The following is a 16,836-nucleotide window of genomic DNA, read 5'->3' on the forward strand; positions in this document are numbered from 1 at the left end:
GTCATAGGACCTACGCGACCCACCGGCGAAATCCCATGCCTTGTCTGAAACTTTTGTACCGCTGCCTTGGTAAGACCACCAAAATAGCCAGTAATCAAACCCTCGGGATAGAGACTTGGATCAGCGGCGAGGAACGACTGGAGAGTTTTTACATCATCTCCCTCATCCCCCATCGCAAGCTCGCGAGTGAGTTTGCCACCAGTTGATGCGGCTGGCGTCGGAGCAGTCATTGAACCGCTGCCGTAAATCTCCATGAGTTTCGCGAGCGTCATAGGACCTACGCGACCCACCGGCGAAATCCCATGCCTTGTCTGAAACTTTTTCACCGCGGCCTCGGTCTTGGGGCCAAAGTTACCCGTAATCAAACCTTCCGGATAGAGAGACGTGTCGGAAGCAAGAAGCACTTGAAGCTTCATGACATCTTGATCGTCTTTCATACCCAAAGAAAGCTCTTTTGTCGGAACCTGAAGGGTTGGCATTGACGGAGGAGGTGTCGTGGTAGCTGGAGGAGGGATAGTAGTATCCGTTGAAGGTGGTGGAGGTGTAGTAGAGCTCCCCGAGTCGGACGGCGGTGGAGGTGGGGTGGTAGAGCCACCTGGACTATCAGAGCTTGGTGGTGGTGGCGGAGTTGCTTGAGTACCCGCTCCACCTCCTCCACCCTGCGAGCACGCGCCGCCCATTTGAATGGCGTAGGTAATGGCACTCGAAAGAGTTATGGAAGACGAAGTGGTATTGCATACCGTCTGCACACTCTGATCGTTCTTGAATACGCGCGCGTCTGACGATGTAAGTGTGACGCTCTGATCGCTGGAAACTGAAATCAAAAGTGCTGTCGCTGTTACCGTCATCGAATCGAACGTGGAATTCGCCGACATCGTGACATTATTTGTGCTCCCACTCTCTGTGGGAGCGGTCAGCGTGATGGCTTCGCTTACCGTTACCGCCAACGCACTCTGGGCGAGCACGAAACCCACGGAAACAGCGAGAAGCCCGACTAAAAATTTGGTTCTCATATTCAGATAATTTTTAATGAATAAGAAAACCTTAGTTGCCTCCGCATGACCCTGCCTCTGCCGTAAGCCCAGTGCGCGCGCTATTGATAAATACGCGATAGGTGATGCCATCTGTACTCATTTCAATACAAGCGTTGGTACCATCAGCTGATGCCTCGTTAAGAATACTCAACGTAGCAGTTGCTGTACTTCCTGATGAGAAGATTGCCTGTCCACCATCAAAGATAAATTTGTGACCTGAGATACCTGAGACCGCACCCGTTGAGGTTGCGCCGACTACCAAGCGTCCATTTTTGGTGAATGAGAGCAATGGGCTCGTGCCGACAACAAAATCACCATCAGCGCTTGTGGCATTGTTCACACCCAAACCGCCAGAAATATATGCATCAATATTCGTACCCGCTGTTGCGGTACCGAAAGCTACTGCCGCCATCGACTGTGTGGTCGTACCACCAATGAAGAGATTGGCGCCGCCGTTGATATTACCCGAAATATGCGCGGTAGAAGAAGCATTGAAGACACTGGTATCAACGTTGGTACCGATAGTGGTTGCCCAGCTATTGAGAGCGATAAAAAACGTAGCGGCGACAAAGAACGTTGTAATAATGAGGAGGATTTCCCTACTCTGAGATGGCAAAGAAACAGTTACATTTTTCATATTTTGCTTTAAAAAATAAAGATGATTAATAGGCTAAAACTATTTACAAGCAAGAACCCGACAAAGCTCTGAGCAAGGTACAGCTTTACGCCTTCATTGTATTCCTAAAAACCAAAAAAATGTAATTGCCTGTGGATATCTTTATATGATACGGATTTTAGACTCTAGGGTACTTCGTTAGAAATTCGGTAAAAACTTTGACAACATACTCTCGTCTCTCTTTATCAATTGCCTGATAGCAACCAACCCAGAAAGACCCGCGCATGACATGATCAGTATTTGGAAGCTTGCCCGATACCCGATAATCAATAGCATAACTTTGGAAATAAGGCTGATTGATAATATTGCCTGCCAAAAACATCCTCGTTACGATTTTGTGGTCATGCAAATATTGAATAAGCTCTTTTCGTGTAAATGGGCAATCATCTTTGAGAGTAAGCAAAAAACCAAACCACGATGGCTGAGTGTTTACGGCTGCCTCCGGCAACACAAAGAACTTTTTGTGGCGCTTTAATTCTTTGTAATAATAAGCAAAGTTATCGCGCCTGCGTTTTGTAAACGCGCCTACCTTCTTAAGTTGCACAAGACCCAATGCGGCCTGGATATCGGTTATCTTGAGGTTAAATCCTATCTCCGAGAAAATAAATTTATGATCATAGTCGGGGGGTAATTTTGATTTGCCAAGCGCGCCAAGTCCTTTGTCACGCCGAGAATCTTCTCCTGTTTTAAACCAATACTCTCTGCCCCAATCACGGAACGATCGAGTCACAGAAGCCAGCAGTGGATCGCGCGCCATCACCGCGCCACCTTCTCCCATCGTCATGTGATGACCGGCATAAAAACTAAATGTCGACAAATCCCCAAAACTACCTACTTGCTTTCCCTTATAGGTAGATCCGAGTGCGTCACAACAATCTTCGACAAGCCAGAGCTTATGCTTTTTGCAGAGCGCTTTGACAGCATCGACATTGAAAGTGTTACCAAGATGGTGTGGTAAAAAGATCGCTTTTGTTTTTTTAGATATGGCCTTTTTGAGCTGCTCTCTATTGACATTACAAGTCTCTACATCGATATCGACAAAAACGGGCACCAGTTGATGTAAAATAAGCGGATTGACTGTCGTGGGGAATCCAGCCGCGAGCGTTATCACCTCATCTCCCGGTTTGAGACGGCGTTTGCCAAGGTGACAAGAAGTAAGTGCTGAGATCGCCAAAAGATTAGCGGAGGATCCTGATGTAGTGGTAATACAATATGGAACACCAACAAACTTAGCGAACTTCTTCTCAAATTCATCGGCAAAGCGTCCTTCGGTCCACCAGCCATCGAGAACCGCCTCGGTCATGCCCACCATCTCTTGCCAATCAAACTCTTTGCCCGACGCCTGTATAGAAGTTTTGCCTGCTATAAACTTTTGGTTACCAAAACGCTTTTGATACTCTTTTTGTATTTGTTTTTTGAGTTCTTTATTCATGATGATTATGTTCTTCAAGCGCTTTCTTCATACGCGCGAGTCCTTCTTTAATATTTTCGGTTGATGTTGCAAATGAAATGCGTATATGTCCCTCCCCCATAGAACCGAAATTTACTCCCGGTAAAACGGCGACACGGGCTTTATCAAGTATAAAACGTGTAAATTCTTCACTCGACATACCGGTGCCTGAAATATTTGGAAACGCATAAAAGGCCCCGCCCGGCACTACACACGAAACTCCCGATAACTCGTTGAGCCCTTTGATGATCAAATCACGACGCCCTCGATACTCCTCAACCGTAGTATTAACACATGATTGATCTCCGAGGAGTGCGGCAACACCAGCTTGCTGGATAAACGCCGGTACGCTCGATATAACCGTCTGAATCATCAGGCCAAGTTTCTCTACGATTTGTTCGGGGGCAATCGCGTACCCGAGACGCCAACCAGTCATGGCGTATGTTTTAGAAAAACTATTTAAGATAATAATTCGTTCGCGGCAATGATCATAGGTGCCCAAAGAATGCACCTTTTCATCATATACTATTTTACCGTATACCTCATCGCTAATAATAAAAATATTATGCTTTTGAGCTAGATCAAATATTTTCTTTGAATCCTCGCGGGAGATAACCGCGCCCGTCGGATTCTGCGGAGAATTGATAATCATCAATCGCGTCTTCGGAGTAATATGTTTTTCGATATCTTCTGCCTGTATGCGAAATTGCTTTTTCTCGTAGGTAGGAACAGCGACGGCTTTTGCGCCCAACGCAGAAAAGGCTGAAAAATACGAAGCATAATCCGGATTAGCAACGATGACCTCCTCGCCGGGATTCACTAAACAATTTACGACAAAATATACAAAAGAAATAGCGGGGGCGATAACTACCTGCTCTCGAGATGGGCGAAACCCCAAATCACGCTCAGTCGCCTCTGCGACCGCGTCACGCAATTCGGCAATACCCAAGGAGTTTACATAATGCGTCTCGCCTCTTTGGAGCGAGGCAATGCCGGCATCAGCAATATGCGCAGGCGTATTAAAATCAGGGTCACCTATCTCAAAATGGATAATGTGCTCACCTGCTTTTTCGAGCGCCTGTACCTGCGCTAACACCGTAAACATGGGGCTTGCCTGTAGTTGCTGCGCTATTTGAGAAAATGGAATAGGGTCTTGCGACATATGACTTATGCTTTCTTTTTGAAAGGTTTTACTATCATATTGGCGGCGAATTCTTTGCGATCGATCTCTGGCCACAAGTCTTCGATGGCGTTGCCAAACTCAAGCTTCGGCATCAACTTCTGATCTTTATCTAACAGTACATCGCAAATAACAGGCTCTTTGAAACGAAGCACCTCTTTTATCTTACTCGCAAGCTCTTGGTGATTTTTGATTGTCACCGTTTTGAGTTTATACGCTTTTGCGATAGCGACAAAGTCTGGCGGAGCATATCCCTTTTCTGGAGATGAAGCCTCGTAGCGCCCTCCAAACAAAGAATCTTGAAACTGCTTGATAATACCATATGAATGATTGTTGAGAATGAAAACCTTTGCCGGAATTTTATACAGAAAAAGAGTTTGCAATTCCTGAATATTCATCTGGAAACTGCCGTCACCGATGATCGCGATGACTGGCCGCTTGGGACCGACTGCATATGCTGCGCCAATGCTCGCTGGAAATGAATACCCCATGGGAGAATTGCCGAAAGCTGAGAAAAGCCGCTGACCGTCTTTGATCTCGAAGGATTGCATGATCCATGTCAAATTGCCGCCATCATCGGGTATGATCACCGCGTTGCGTGGAGTAAGATCAGAAAGTGTTTTTGCGAACACATATGAGTTCACGCTGCCCTTTTGTTTGTAGTATGCGGGCAAGACCGCGGGATACGCCTTTTTCCAGACTCTCGTACGACCTACCCAGTCAGTAATATCTTGCCCTGAAAAGTCTTTCAAAAGCGTGTTTGTGGTTCTTAGAAAATCTTTCGCATCGCTACAAATCTCCACATCTGCCTTGTACCCGCGACGCTTTTTTATCTCTGCATTATCAACATCAACCATGACTCTTTTTGCTTCACGCGCAAAGGTAGATGGCTGACCGCCCGTCTGACGCGTATCGAGGCGTGAGCCAACACTGATGATAAAATCAGCGTTTTGAACAGCGAAGTTTGCTCCTCTGTTTCCATAAACACCGAACTGCCCTATATGCAAAGGATGCCCGAACGCAACGGCGTCAAAACCGCTCCACGAAGTTACTACAGGAAATCCGGTCTTTTTGATAAATTCTCCCATCTGGGAGGTTGCATCTGCTAGACGGACTCCGCCGCCGACAATAATGACAGGACGCTTTGCTTTCTCCATCAAGTGCATTGCGGCTTTGATTTTCGTATCAAAGCGTTTGCCAGTATCGCGATCGGGTCCGGCATTTTTTGGTGGAGTAAAAGAGCGCAACTTTTTTGGATCTATATCAGCGCGCTGAATATCCATCGGGATATCGATCAATACGGGGCCGGGGCGTCCTTCGTACGCAATATATATTGCCTTCTCAAGCTCATAGCGTATGTCTTCTGGCCTGGTAACCATCACGGCATATTTAGTGACCGGCTTTACCATAGAGACAATATCCGTCTCCTGAAAACCGACTTGTCGCACCTTTGTATTTCCTTTTTGTTCGTGATTATTTACTTGCCCAGTAATATACAGAGCTGGGATAGAATCAAACCACGCGCAACACATACCGGTGATGAGATTGGTCGCGCCAGGACCACTGGTTGCCATCGCGACACCGATGGTGCCAGATAGACGCGAGTAGGCCTCTGCCGCCATTGCCGCGCCTTGCTCGTTTTGATGGCACACATAGTCAATGCCTTTGATATTGCGAAAAGAATCAACGACATGCGCGATAGCGCCACCCGTGATAAGAAATACTTTTTTTACTTTTCTGTCAGCGAGATGTTGAACGACGTAATCTGAAAGTTTCATATGCGATGATTATTTATAATATGACGAATGATATATTTTGGCCGAGCTTTTACCTCTTCAAAAATCTTTGCCATGTATTCTCCTAAAATTGCTAAAATGCAAAATTGAACACTACCGATGAAGAGAATAACAACTATGAGTGTGAGAAATCCGCGTGGCGCTGGGTAAAAAATAGCAAAAAACGGAAAGGCAAGGATCGCAATCATAGTCGCTATCATGGCGACAAATGCAATATTTGAGATAAACGAAAGAGGTGCGTATGAAAAAGATATTAAACCTTTTTTCGCGACTCGGATATACAAACCAAGATTTGTCGATGAGCGGCCTGCGGCACGCTCGAGACGGGTATATTCTACACCAGTATGCTTAAACCCGACCCATGCGCGCAGTCCCCGCATAAACCTGTCGCGTTCCGGCATGCTGTTGAGAACATCAGCGACCTTCCTATCAATGATACAGAAATCGCCCGCATGCATTGGCATCTCTATATATGAATATCTACGAAACAAACGGTAAAAAGTTTTATATGCAAAACCCAAAAATATACCCATTTTACGCTTACTCCTAACACCATACACGACCTCATACCCCTCAAGCCATTTTTGTACAAATTGTGAGATAAGCTCAGGCGGGTCTTGGATATCACCATCAATCCAAATAACAGCGTCCCCCGAAGCGTATTCCGTGCCTGCCGAATACGAAGTATCTGAACTCCCAAAGTTACGAGACATCAGAATCGCCGAAACGCGCTGATCTTGCTCACACAAAGATTGGTACAATTCGGCGGAATTATCACGACTAGCATTATCAACAAACACAAACTCGTAGTGAGGCGTGATGTGCACAAACGCCTCTGTCAACCGCTTGTACATCGCGGGAATATTTTCAGCTTCGTTATAGCAAGCTATGATGACTGATATTTTTTTATCGGTGATATGCTCTTTCATATGTCTTTATAAAAAGACTGATTTTTACCGAACCACAAAAGAGTCTTGTCCAAACCCTTATCCAAAGAAACTTTGGGTTCCCAGTCTAGCATTTTTTTTGCCTTTGAGATATCAGCCTGCCAACGAGATGATTCCCAAGGACGACCCGCGTTGGCATTTCTCCACGAACATTGCGAAGATGACCCTACCTTTTGTAAAATTTTTTCAACGACAGTGCGGACGGAAAACTCTCCCCCGCTTCCGATATTGAATACTTCTCCTCTGCACTTTACTGCATTTTTCGCACACTGTACATATGCTTCTATAACATCATCGATATACACGAAATCTCTTACTGATTGGGGATCACCCAATGAAAGATTTTCACCACGCGAAGCGCGCGCGATAGCATACGACATAAGACGACTAGCATCGTCATACGGCCCGTAGGGAGAAAAGAGGCGCAGTGTGACAATAGGTCTCGACTCTTTTTGAGCTACCAAAGTCGCGTAGTGTGTAGCAGCGAGTTTACTGATGCCATAGGCTGTCGTAGGTTCGCATATATCAGCTTCGTGCATGGGATTTTGCTTCTGCCCATATTCAGCGGAACTGCCGGTATTGATAAAACACGCATAATTCAAGTCGCTCACCGCGTCTACAAGATTTATAAAACCGCAAACATTATTTTCAATCATCTCGCTGTCAGATACATGAGCTCCCGCGTATACGCCTGCAGTAGCAAGATGATAAATAAATTCCGGTTGTACCGTATGCGCTATCGTACGCACCGTAGCCTTATCGCATAGATCGGCCTTGTGCCAAGTGATCTTGTCCGCGATATCGGCAAGTCGCCAATTTGGCTTATCAGCACGCACCAGCGCGTGAACCCGCTCGCCCTGATTCACGAGTCTTCGCACTAAATTCGCACCAACAAAGCCACCGGCGCCGGTCACGAGCGAGACGCGCGAAGTGTTAGACATTACCTTTAGTATGTAAAAATTTGCGGTACCAGTCTATAGTACGACGCAATCCTTCATCAAAGCCAAGCTTGGGACTCCATCCGAGCATTTCCCGCGCTTTTTTAGCAGACAGATATTGATGAAGAATCTCGTTGCGAGCTTCGTTCATGATAAGTGGCTCGAGCGAGCTGCCCATCAATGTGCCGATCCGTTCTACTACTTCACGCACTGACATCTGGAGTTCGTTTGAAAAATTAAAGGCGTGTCCGTGAATTTTAGGATCATCCATTTTTTCTGCGAGCGTGATATACGCATCAGCTGCGTCTTCGATATAAAAATAATCGCGAATAAAAGTACCGTCAGAACGGATCACGGGACGCTGACCGGCAACCAACGCACGAATGGTCTCGGGAACAATACGATTAAAATTCAAATCGCCGGGACCAAAAAAATTGCCGCAGCGCGTAATGGTCACTGGTACACTATAGGTACTGTGATACATTTGCGCGATTAGATCGGCAGCACTCTTGGACACATCATACGGATGTGAACCGCGCAATGGCGCGTCTTCAGTATAGGGGAGCTCTTTGTGAATGCCGTATGCTTTGTCAGAAGAAGCAATAATAATCTTTTTTACATTAGGATTGCGGCGCACGGCTTCGAGTATATTCCAGGTACCGCGCACATTTGCCTCGAGTGTTGGGAGAGGATTGCGATTTGCAATCTGCACGATGGTTTGTGCGGCTGTATGAAATACCGTATCGATCTCATACTCGTTGAGCGCTCGTTCAAGGATGTGGTAGCTTTCAAGACTGCCGCGCACGACATTGACGCGACCCGCGTAACCGGAGGTTAAAAGATATGAATCAGGCACCATATCGCGTATGAGTACCGTCACGCGAGCGCCGGCATCAACCAAATATTTGACGAGCCACGAGCCCAAAAGCCCTGTAGCTCCGGTGATAAATACATTTTTATGTTGCCAATATCCAAGCGTCATGATTCCCAATTCATACAACAAAAATCGATATTGCGCAAGAGTCAGAATAAAAAAGAGCGGACACCCGTTGGTGTCCGCTCGCGCGAATCGCGCCTACAGAATCTGGAGACCCTGGTCATCGACGAGGTAGGCTAGAGGAGCTTCGAAGCTCCTGAAAGCGGCGACCGCGTCATCGAGCGCATCGTACACGCGCCCAGAATCGACCCGATCGGCGCTTTCACCGAAATAGTTCCAGTTGCAAACCCGCCACTTCCACTGCGGCGCCTTCGACTTGTGGTCGTGCCAGATTCCCTTCTGGCACATCGTCTCCATCCGCATGAAATGCGCGCGAAGGCAGTCGATGTACTTCTTGTGATGCCCGAGGGTATCTTCGGGAATCGCGTTGAGCGGAAACCAGGTGCCCACACTTGGCTCGCCCTTCACCTCACAGACGAAGAATCTGGCCATCTGGTGATTGGGCACCCAGCCGGTCTCGGGTCGGGTGTTGAAGTCGCGGATGTGCCAGAAGGAGCTGAGCTTGAGATCCGTCTCTTTCTTGATGCACCGCGCGAGCCACTCCTCGTCCGACTCGCCGTGGAGGATGTACCCTCCAACCATGTGCCAGCCCTTGTAGTGCGGATCCTCACGGTACCACATGAGGACTTCCTTCGAGCCATCAGCACACGTACGCACGAGTGCCTGCTCGGACGGGACGAACGGCAAGATGGGGAAGAAGCTTTCGAAGACCTCAGTCCCCGTTCGCTTCCAGCCAACCTTGGCTTGGAGCTTGAGGTAGAGATCCCTCTCCTCGTCGCTGAGTTCGGTTACCTCTGGTTGCACTATTACCTCCTGTGTTTGTGCTGTTTTCCTCGCTTGGGAAACCATTTTATTTCAACGAGGTCTGGAAAATACCATACCACAATATATTAAAACCATCAATACCCTTGCGACAAAAAAAAGAGGGCCACCCGGTGATGGCCCTCATCCTGCTGTGAGGTGTGTCTGCATGTTGTACTCGATGAAAGCGAGCCAGCCATCGAGATTGAAGGCCCCGAACTTGTCGCGCCAGTACGCGGACTCGGCGAGTATTCGCCGTACGTCTGCCATGCGGCGCCTTACGTCTTGCCAATCTCCTGTCTTGGCACTGATCTCCGCTGCCGCTGTTTGGGCGAGAGCATGATTTTCGGTGACACGGTCGGCAATGTCGTGGAGAAACGGATGCATGATTGCGAGTTTCTCTGGACGATCGACCCGTCCTACGCGCGCGTAGTTGACCTGGTAGTTGATGAAGAACCAGATGAGGCTGAGCATGTCGCGTGGCGGGACGGCTTGCGGATCGAGTAATGCGAATTCATCTGCGAATGATCGCGCATTGAGCTGTTCGGCTCGCTCGATCTGTGTCTGCTTGCCGAATGGTCCCACTTGGAACTTTACCTCGCCAGAAATCGCGAGATCTTCGAGCAAACCCTCTTCGAGCATGCTCTTGTAGATCGGTGTCGAGGGAAGTGGCTGCAAGATGGTGATGTTGTACCAATCGAGGTTCATGTTGATTGCAAACCGCATGGTCTGCATCATCATCTCAAGCGTCTCGTGCGGAAAACCTATCATGAGAAACGCGCGCGTAAAGATGTGAGGGTAGAGATGAATGAGCTCGGCGGCTCGAAGGTACTGCTCAATCGTACCGGGTTTCTTGATCTCTCGAAGCGTCTGGGGGTTACCAGACTCGAAACCAAAGAAAAGGCCGATACAACCAGACTCTGCTGCTGCCGCCATAATCTCAGGCGTCAGAGCAGCGGCGATGACGCCGTTGGACGCGTCCCATGTGATGGGAATACGCCGACGAACGATCTCGTTGAACAGGTCGACAACCTTTCCGTAGAATAGGTCATCATCGAGCCAGGTGATATGGGTGACCCCGCGCTCGTGGTAGAGCCACTCGATCTCGTCGACGACGCTTTTGACGGATCGTGAACGCACGCTCGGCCCATTGAAAAATCGGACGGAGCAGAAGGTGCATTGCGCGCGGCATCCCCTATTGAACAGCGAGACAGCTCCACGCGTGTTTGCGGGCAGACCCGAGATAAATGATCCGATAGATCCGACACCCGAGTACTGCTCGACCGGCAAAAGATCGAGGGCCGCCACACGACTCACCACCTCACTGGTGGGTAGAGCACGGCGGTCGTCTGACCAGTAGTGCCCATCGATCACCATGGCGATCTGTCGCGGGATTACATCCGCATCGGGCGTGTTGAGAAAGGCAAGAAGCTCGGGAAAGCTCACGTCGCCCTCGTGGGTTGACGCGACTACGCCATCGAGCTCGCGCAAAATGCGCTCGGTGTCATTGGTCACATGCACGCCGCCAACGATGACGGGGGCGCCTAGCGCCTGCACTTCGCGCACCACTTCGGTAAAAACCTCGTGTGTCATGGTGAACATGCAAGTGACGCCGACGAGATCGGGGTCGAAAGAAAGAAGAGCTCTCCGAAGTTCCTCTCTCCATACCGCATCGACATCAACCTCATCTCCTCTCTGAGCTGTCGCCAACAGAAAAAAATTGAGATCGAGTACAGACACGGCGAACCCCGCCTCTCGCAGCAAGCGCGCGAGTACCGCGAGTCCGTACGGGAGAAATCCTGAGTACCGCTTCTTTCTCGCCGCGCTAAGATCGAATGCCTTGGCGGGCAAGGCAGGCGGGTTGATGAGCATGACTCGTCTGATGGGAGTACGTGGGAAACGCCTTCGTAGCTCGTGAGCTACAAGCTGGTCATTCACTAGCTACCTCCTTGGCTTATTTGTTTTTCATGCAGAAAAATCAAGGTTCAAATTCAACCCCACTTATAGCACAAAAAATGCCCAGAACAAACCTACGCCCGCTCCCACACCATCCACGGGCGCTCGCCACGCGAATGAAATGCATTGAGTCCTTCGAGATGCTTGAGCGTATCTACACAGTGCCAAAAATCTTCATGCTTGTACGCCGCGAGCTCACCTCTCCGAGAAAGCTCTTGCACAGGGCCTTGTTCAAAAATACACTTCTCATCATCAGATAAAAGATCGAGTACTGAACGATTACATACCATGAACCCTCCGCTCGTCCAATCTTTTGATCGCTGTTTTTCCGCAAACGAAGTGACCGTATGGCCGTCAATCTCGAGTACACCAAACGGGCTTGGTGGTTTGATAGCGGTCACCGTGAGAGCCTTGTTGTGTTCATTATGAAAATCGACAAGTTTTTTTATATCGACATCGGCAACCCCGTCGCCGTATGTCAGCATGAACTTCTCATCATTTCCCAAAAAAGAAGCGGCTCGCATAATGCGAGTTCCCGTTTCAGCACTTTCTCCCGTATTAACACACTGTACATTCCACTGGGGCTCTTTGTGCGCTGGGTTATCAAAATATGCTCGGATCATATCTCCCCGATACCCAAGACAGAGAACAAAGTCATTGAATCCATAATGACTATAGAGCTTCATGATGTGCCATACGATAGGTCGCTCACCGACCATAACCATAGGCTTCGGTTTAAAGGCTGTCTCTTCATTGAGACGAATCCCTCTCCCACCGCAAAGAATCATTACCTTCATGAAAAAACTTTAAAGCGCTTTACCCTTTGTGTCAAACGGCTCTGTAATACCACGCGGCTAATGCCAATCGCCGTCAGCACAAATATAAACGGTGTCACGCTATATCGATACCGTGGATGAGATACTGCGCCGCCCGCGACACCGGCCATAATAACAATGAGACAAACAAGCAGCATGATGGTGCGACGCCCGCGGACATCATGACGACTGTATTGCCACGCGCCCACAACCATCAAACACACGACGGCGCCCCAGAAAAGACTGCCGATAAGAAATAACACAAACGCGAGAGGCTCTTGTACAAGTGCCGCGATGATCCCGCTAACTTCTCCGCGTAATAATAAATTACCAATATTGGGTAAGTCATTATCAATCAAACCGACGCGACCTGCGATTTCGCGCAATCCATCACTTACAAAAAACGGAACAGTTTTTATCACATGAAAGCGCGCAAATGCTACGGGATACTCACCAATATATTCAAACGCTACCTGCCATAGATAGGGGGCATTATAAAGAGTGCCCGCACGATTTGCCTTAATGTCTTCAACATAGGGGCTTACCTCTAGAAGACGCGCGTGAAATAGAGAGATGGCCTCTTTATCGGAGATATTGTTTTGATACGCATAAAAAAGCGGTCCATGCGCATAGGCAAATTGCCACGCGGCGACAGCAGAGAGTTCTGTGCGACCAAAAAGAATCTTATTGCGCACAATCCATGGGCCTACGATCATCGCAAATCCGACCACAAAAACTGCTGTCGCAATAAAACATTTCTTCCACGCGACTGATTTTTTAAAAATATAAAATACGATAAACGCGACTGCCAAAACTTCTCCTACCGGACGTACCATAGTGGCCATACCTAGCAGTAACCCGGGGATAAGCGTACCTCGAAGTAGTGATTCGGACGAAACTGCGAAATATACAGCGCATACGAAAAAGAACAAAAAGAGAGGTTCGGTGAGGATGAAGCCCGAATAGAATATACCAGCCGGATCAAAAGCAAACAGCAACGCAGCGACCATCCCTATGTGTGCTGAAAACAGTCCGCCGATACGATATATCAACACCGTGGTCACACCCAATAAGAGGCACTGAACAAGCGCGACGAATATCAGTCCGCCAATACTTTCTAATGCCGCCACAAACAACGGATATCCGGGCATCTCATAACTATTAGGAGAGACGCCATCCTCAGCGATAAAATGCCCTTCTACTAGAAAACCGCGCGCGGCTGATAAATAACTTTGCGAGTCAGAACCAGCAAACGGAAAGGGCGGGTACCAAAAAAAAAGCACCGCCACGGCAAATACTCGCACAAATACCGCAAGACAAAAAAGCCAGAGCTCATATCTATCCCACCGCATTAAACCGCGTATCATGTGTTATTTGAGAGTTGAGAAAAACCGATGGTAAACCGCGCTCCGCAATATTACAAACGCATGGTGCCATCTGATCTTCTTTCCTTCTTCAAAACTGCGTGCATTGTAGGTAATAGGAACCTCAATGATACGAAACCCTGCTCGGCACGCCTTCGCGGTAAGTTCGGCTTCAATTTCGAAATGAACACTCATTAAGCTAAATTTTTCAAAAATACTTTTATCAAAAACTTTTGATGCTGTGAGAATATCGGATAGGCGTGTACCGATGATGAGCGTGCAGAGCTTGTTGATGAGGATACCTCCCCACAAATAAGTCTTGTAACGATACTTGCTTTTCTCAAAGCCTAAAATGCGCGAGCCGTAAACAATCTCAGTTTTGCCATCGAGAATCGGGCGCAGAAGTAATGGGAAATCTTCTGGCATATATTCCATATCCGCGTCTTGACGAACAATAATTTGACCGGTTGCGACCGCAATGCCGTCGCGCCAACTCGTGCCGACACCGAGATTTTTCTCGTGTAAGATCGCTCTGACGCGGCCTGATTTGCCCAACTCATCAATAACTTCCCGTGTACCATCGGTTGAACAATTATCAACAACAATGATCTCTTTTTCGAGTCCCAACACATCGGCCTTCTCGGTACGATCAATAACACTACGAATAGTGCGCATTTCATTGTATGCGGGAATAACAACACTTACTTTAGTATAATTTTTCATAACCGAGAGATGATAGATGCATCATACAATGTGGCAAGCCCCTGGGAAAGAGCAACGCGTGGATGCCATCCGACGGCTTTTTCTATCTTTCCAACGGCTATCATCTCATCCGGCTCAGGTGAGATGTCGCTAGCGGGATAAACCTGAGCCTCTTTACCCACAATACGCCCGCACAGCTCAATCAAATCAAGTACGCGAATGGTTTCTGTATGCGCAATATTATACACCCCACTTTCTTTGTGCTCGGATTTCAAAAATAGCGCGAATGCTTCACAGACATCATCGACATGCAAAAAATTTCTCTGTTGGGTACCGGTACTCAATAGATGGATTGCTTTGCCGGCAGAGACATCGCGGAGAAAGCTCGCCACAATGAAATCTTCTGGCATGCCTTTACCGTAAATGGCGGCCATTCGAAAAATATAATAGGGCGCGCCCACACCTTGCATGATCTCTACAAGAGCCTGCTCGCAACGCAGCTTTGTCTTTCCATAAACACTTGTGGGATGGAGCTCAATGTGTTCGCCTGCGGCCATTTCTGCAGTTGTACCATACACCCTAATACTCGACGCATAAAAAATGGGCTTCTTCAGGTCAGCTGCTACCTTGGCGACTGTACGTAAACCATCATACTCGATATCACCGATATTAGTACTGCCATCAATATTACGCCTACCTACCGCCGCCGCGCCAAAAAAGAAAATAATATCAACACCATCTGCCGCTACACGCACTTGGTCGCGATTACGCATATCATTGCCGAGAGTAATGTCAAAAGACACTACCGTAAATTCGGTGTTGAGCTTTTTAGTAAGGTGGGATCCGAGAAAGCCAGATGACCCGACAAGGAGAATCTTCATATGATAAGTTTTCTCAGGTTAGACAAATTTATATCGTCTGACAAGACACAGTACTGCAAAAACAAAAAGTATAGGGGTAATCGGATAACGCAAACGTGCACCTACACCAAAAGCCGTACTCAATACTGTGATACCTATAAAATAAAGCAGAACTAAAATAAGAAACAACGCATATGGACGCATATCAAAATCTCTCAATGCACTGTACATACCCATAAACGCCAACAAACAGACGATAACCCAAAACAATTTTCCGCCAAGAACTGCTAAAAGTTCGGGTACAGACAATTCGCGCGCTGCTCCTACGATATTGCGGCGCCACTGGACATCGGCAAACACAACGGGCGTCAAATAGTTATGATGCGCCTTAATAGATTCTTCTGGTGCTTTTTGAAAAAAAGCACCATATCCTTCGTTGGTCAAAAAAGCAGCAGAACTCAACATCATTGTTTTTATGAAACTTGCAGGATATTCAAACATGGCAATACGTATACCCATACTACTACTGGTACAGCGCGCCTGCGCATCCAGAAACTTAGGCGGAAAAATAGCAACATCCATATTGCTCGGATCTTTACCAAACTCAGACGCAAAGACGGACGTTAAAAGATATCCGCACACACTCACCGTGTCATGAGTGGTGACGGCAAATGTATTAAAAACAAGTTTGTTGTGCACCATCCATGGCAATACAAGCGCGAATATAAGCCCTCCATACACCAAAGCTTGTCTCGTATGCTTTGCATACAAAAGAAATGCAACAGGTATCACCCACAAGTAGAGTGCTACTGGCTTTACCAAGATTGCACACCCTAAGGCGATTGCTGAGTATGCCAAAAAAAGCGAGCGCTCTTCGCGGTATCCGCGCATAAACCAATAACAAAACAAAACGAGAAAAAAGAGTAAAAATGTCTCAGGCAAAATCAGCGCACCCAACAATATACTCAAAGGTTCGGCAGCAAACAACACGGCCGCCGCGGCCGCAGGATACGGCCGCACAAACCATCTGGCAATGCGAAATATAAATACGCTTGTGAGCGCGGCAAGAAACGCCTGCACAGCAACGATGGTTGCTAACCCCCACGCTCCCCAGCCCACAAACAAGCTGAGAACGATTGGATACAATGGCGTACGAAGCGAATCAGTATACCTCATGCCAGACGCAATCGACTGTGCCAAATCACGATACACAAATGAGTCGCTCCACAAGAGCCGGTCGGCGCCGAAAATCACAACAATACCAATGAGTACCGCGATACGAATGGCAACTACCAGCCAAAAAATTTTCCGCTCAAACAC

General features: G+C 47.8%; 15 protein-coding genes. All 15 read right to left on the bottom strand.

Translation table 11 applies throughout. From position 1 onward, the window contains the following. Nucleotides 1–1,013, bottom strand: a 1,013-nt coding sequence (locus AAB417_00075) for a peptidoglycan-binding protein (GenBank protein MEK7630416.1), incomplete at its 3' end; no start/stop codon positions are given. Between the two features lie 31 nt (nt 1,014–1,044). Further along, complete coding sequence (locus tag AAB417_00080; protein MEK7630417.1) at nt 1,045–1,671, bottom strand: hypothetical protein; 627 nt, start codon at nt 1,669–1,671, stop codon at nt 1,045–1,047. 157 nt (nt 1,672–1,828) lie between these two features. Continuing rightward, nucleotides 1,829–3,160, bottom strand: coding sequence for a lipopolysaccharide biosynthesis protein RfbH (gene rfbH, locus AAB417_00085; protein ID MEK7630418.1), 1,332 nt, complete (start codon nt 3,158–3,160; stop codon nt 1,829–1,831). After that, the gene (locus tag AAB417_00090; protein ID MEK7630419.1) at nt 3,135–4,322 is read right to left on the bottom strand and encodes a pyridoxal phosphate-dependent aminotransferase; all 1,188 of its coding nucleotides are present in this window, start codon (nt 4,320–4,322) and stop codon (nt 3,135–3,137) included. Before AAB417_00090 ends, rfbH begins: the two co-directional genes overlap by 26 nt. Before the next feature lie 5 nt (nt 4,323–4,327). Continuing rightward, nucleotides 4,328–6,118, bottom strand: a complete 1,791-nt coding sequence (locus AAB417_00095; protein ID MEK7630420.1) for a thiamine pyrophosphate-binding protein — start codon at nt 6,116–6,118, stop codon at nt 4,328–4,330. Then, nucleotides 6,115–7,065, bottom strand: a complete 951-nt coding sequence (locus AAB417_00100) for a glycosyltransferase family 2 protein (GenBank protein MEK7630421.1) — start codon at nt 7,063–7,065, stop codon at nt 6,115–6,117. The genes AAB417_00095 and AAB417_00100 overlap by 4 nt, the downstream gene beginning before the upstream one ends. Beyond that, nucleotides 7,062–8,024 carry a GDP-mannose 4,6-dehydratase gene (locus AAB417_00105; GenBank protein MEK7630422.1) on the bottom strand — a complete coding sequence of 321 codons (963 nt, stop codon included), beginning with the start codon at nt 8,022–8,024 and terminating at the stop codon, nt 7,062–7,064. Before AAB417_00105 ends, AAB417_00100 begins: the two co-directional genes overlap by 4 nt. After that, nucleotides 8,017–9,003: a GDP-mannose 4,6-dehydratase gene (locus tag AAB417_00110; GenBank protein MEK7630423.1), complete on the bottom strand. Its 987-nt coding sequence runs from the start codon at nt 9,001–9,003 to the stop codon at nt 8,017–8,019. Before AAB417_00110 ends, AAB417_00105 begins: the two co-directional genes overlap by 8 nt. A 93-nt stretch (nt 9,004–9,096) precedes the next feature. Further along, a complete protein-coding gene (locus AAB417_00115) occupies nt 9,097–9,867 on the bottom strand; it encodes an NUDIX domain-containing protein (protein MEK7630424.1) in 771 nt (256 codons plus the stop codon). A gap of 96 nt (nt 9,868–9,963) precedes the next feature. After that, entirely contained in the window at nt 9,964–11,691 is a 1,728-nt protein-coding gene (locus tag AAB417_00120) for a radical SAM protein (GenBank protein MEK7630425.1), read from the bottom strand. A 158-nt stretch (nt 11,692–11,849) separates the two neighbouring features. After that, nucleotides 11,850–12,572, bottom strand: a complete 723-nt coding sequence (locus AAB417_00125) for a sugar phosphate nucleotidyltransferase (protein MEK7630426.1) — start codon at nt 12,570–12,572, stop codon at nt 11,850–11,852. Then, nucleotides 12,569–13,942, bottom strand: coding sequence for a glycosyltransferase family 39 protein (locus AAB417_00130; GenBank protein ID MEK7630427.1), 1,374 nt, complete (start codon nt 13,940–13,942; stop codon nt 12,569–12,571). The genes AAB417_00125 and AAB417_00130 overlap by 4 nt, the downstream gene beginning before the upstream one ends. An 18-nt stretch (nt 13,943–13,960) precedes the next feature. Next, nucleotides 13,961–14,677: a glycosyltransferase family 2 protein gene (locus AAB417_00135; protein ID MEK7630428.1), complete on the bottom strand. Its 717-nt coding sequence runs from the start codon at nt 14,675–14,677 to the stop codon at nt 13,961–13,963. Further along, nucleotides 14,674–15,537, bottom strand: a complete 864-nt coding sequence (locus AAB417_00140; GenBank protein ID MEK7630429.1) for an NAD(P)-dependent oxidoreductase — start codon at nt 15,535–15,537, stop codon at nt 14,674–14,676. The genes AAB417_00135 and AAB417_00140 overlap by 4 nt, the downstream gene beginning before the upstream one ends. Nucleotides 15,538–15,555: 18 nt before the next feature. Next, complete coding sequence (locus AAB417_00145; GenBank protein MEK7630430.1) at nt 15,556–16,836, bottom strand: glycosyltransferase family 39 protein; 1,281 nt, start codon at nt 16,834–16,836, stop codon at nt 15,556–15,558.

This window comes from Patescibacteria group bacterium (assembly GCA_038064855.1).
Taxonomy (GTDB): domain Bacteria; phylum Patescibacteriota; class Minisyncoccia; order Ryanbacterales; family GWA2-47-10b; genus SICQ01.

Excerpts from the sequence above, each read along its gene's own strand:
- AAB417_00080 (MEK7630417.1), bottom strand. The coding sequence starts at position 1,671 with ATGAAAAATGTAACTGTTTCTTTGCCATCTCAGAGTAGGGAAATCCTC.
- AAB417_00090 (MEK7630419.1), bottom strand. The coding sequence starts at position 4,322 with ATGTCGCAAGACCCTATTCCATTTTCTCAAATAGCGCAGCAACTACAG.
- AAB417_00095 (MEK7630420.1), bottom strand. The coding sequence starts at position 6,118 with ATGAAACTTTCAGATTACGTCGTTCAACATCTCGCTGACAGAAAAGTA.
- AAB417_00100 (MEK7630421.1), bottom strand. The coding sequence starts at position 7,065 with ATGAAAGAGCATATCACCGATAAAAAAATATCAGTCATCATAGCTTGC.
- AAB417_00105 (MEK7630422.1), bottom strand. The coding sequence starts at position 8,024 with ATGTCTAACACTTCGCGCGTCTCGCTCGTGACCGGCGCCGGTGGCTTT.
- AAB417_00110 (MEK7630423.1), bottom strand. The coding sequence starts at position 9,003 with ATGACGCTTGGATATTGGCAACATAAAAATGTATTTATCACCGGAGCT.
- AAB417_00115 (MEK7630424.1), bottom strand. The coding sequence starts at position 9,867 with ATGGTTTCCCAAGCGAGGAAAACAGCACAAACACAGGAGGTAATAGTG.
- AAB417_00120 (MEK7630425.1), bottom strand. The coding sequence starts at position 11,691 with ATGCTCATCAACCCGCCTGCCTTGCCCGCCAAGGCATTCGATCTTAGC.
- AAB417_00125 (MEK7630426.1), bottom strand. The coding sequence starts at position 12,572 with ATGAAGGTAATGATTCTTTGCGGTGGGAGAGGGATTCGTCTCAATGAA.
- AAB417_00130 (MEK7630427.1), bottom strand. The coding sequence starts at position 13,942 with ATGCGGTGGGATAGATATGAGCTCTGGCTTTTTTGTCTTGCGGTATTT.
- AAB417_00135 (MEK7630428.1), bottom strand. The coding sequence starts at position 14,677 with ATGAAAAATTATACTAAAGTAAGTGTTGTTATTCCCGCATACAATGAA.
- AAB417_00140 (MEK7630429.1), bottom strand. The coding sequence starts at position 15,537 with ATGAAGATTCTCCTTGTCGGGTCATCTGGCTTTCTCGGATCCCACCTT.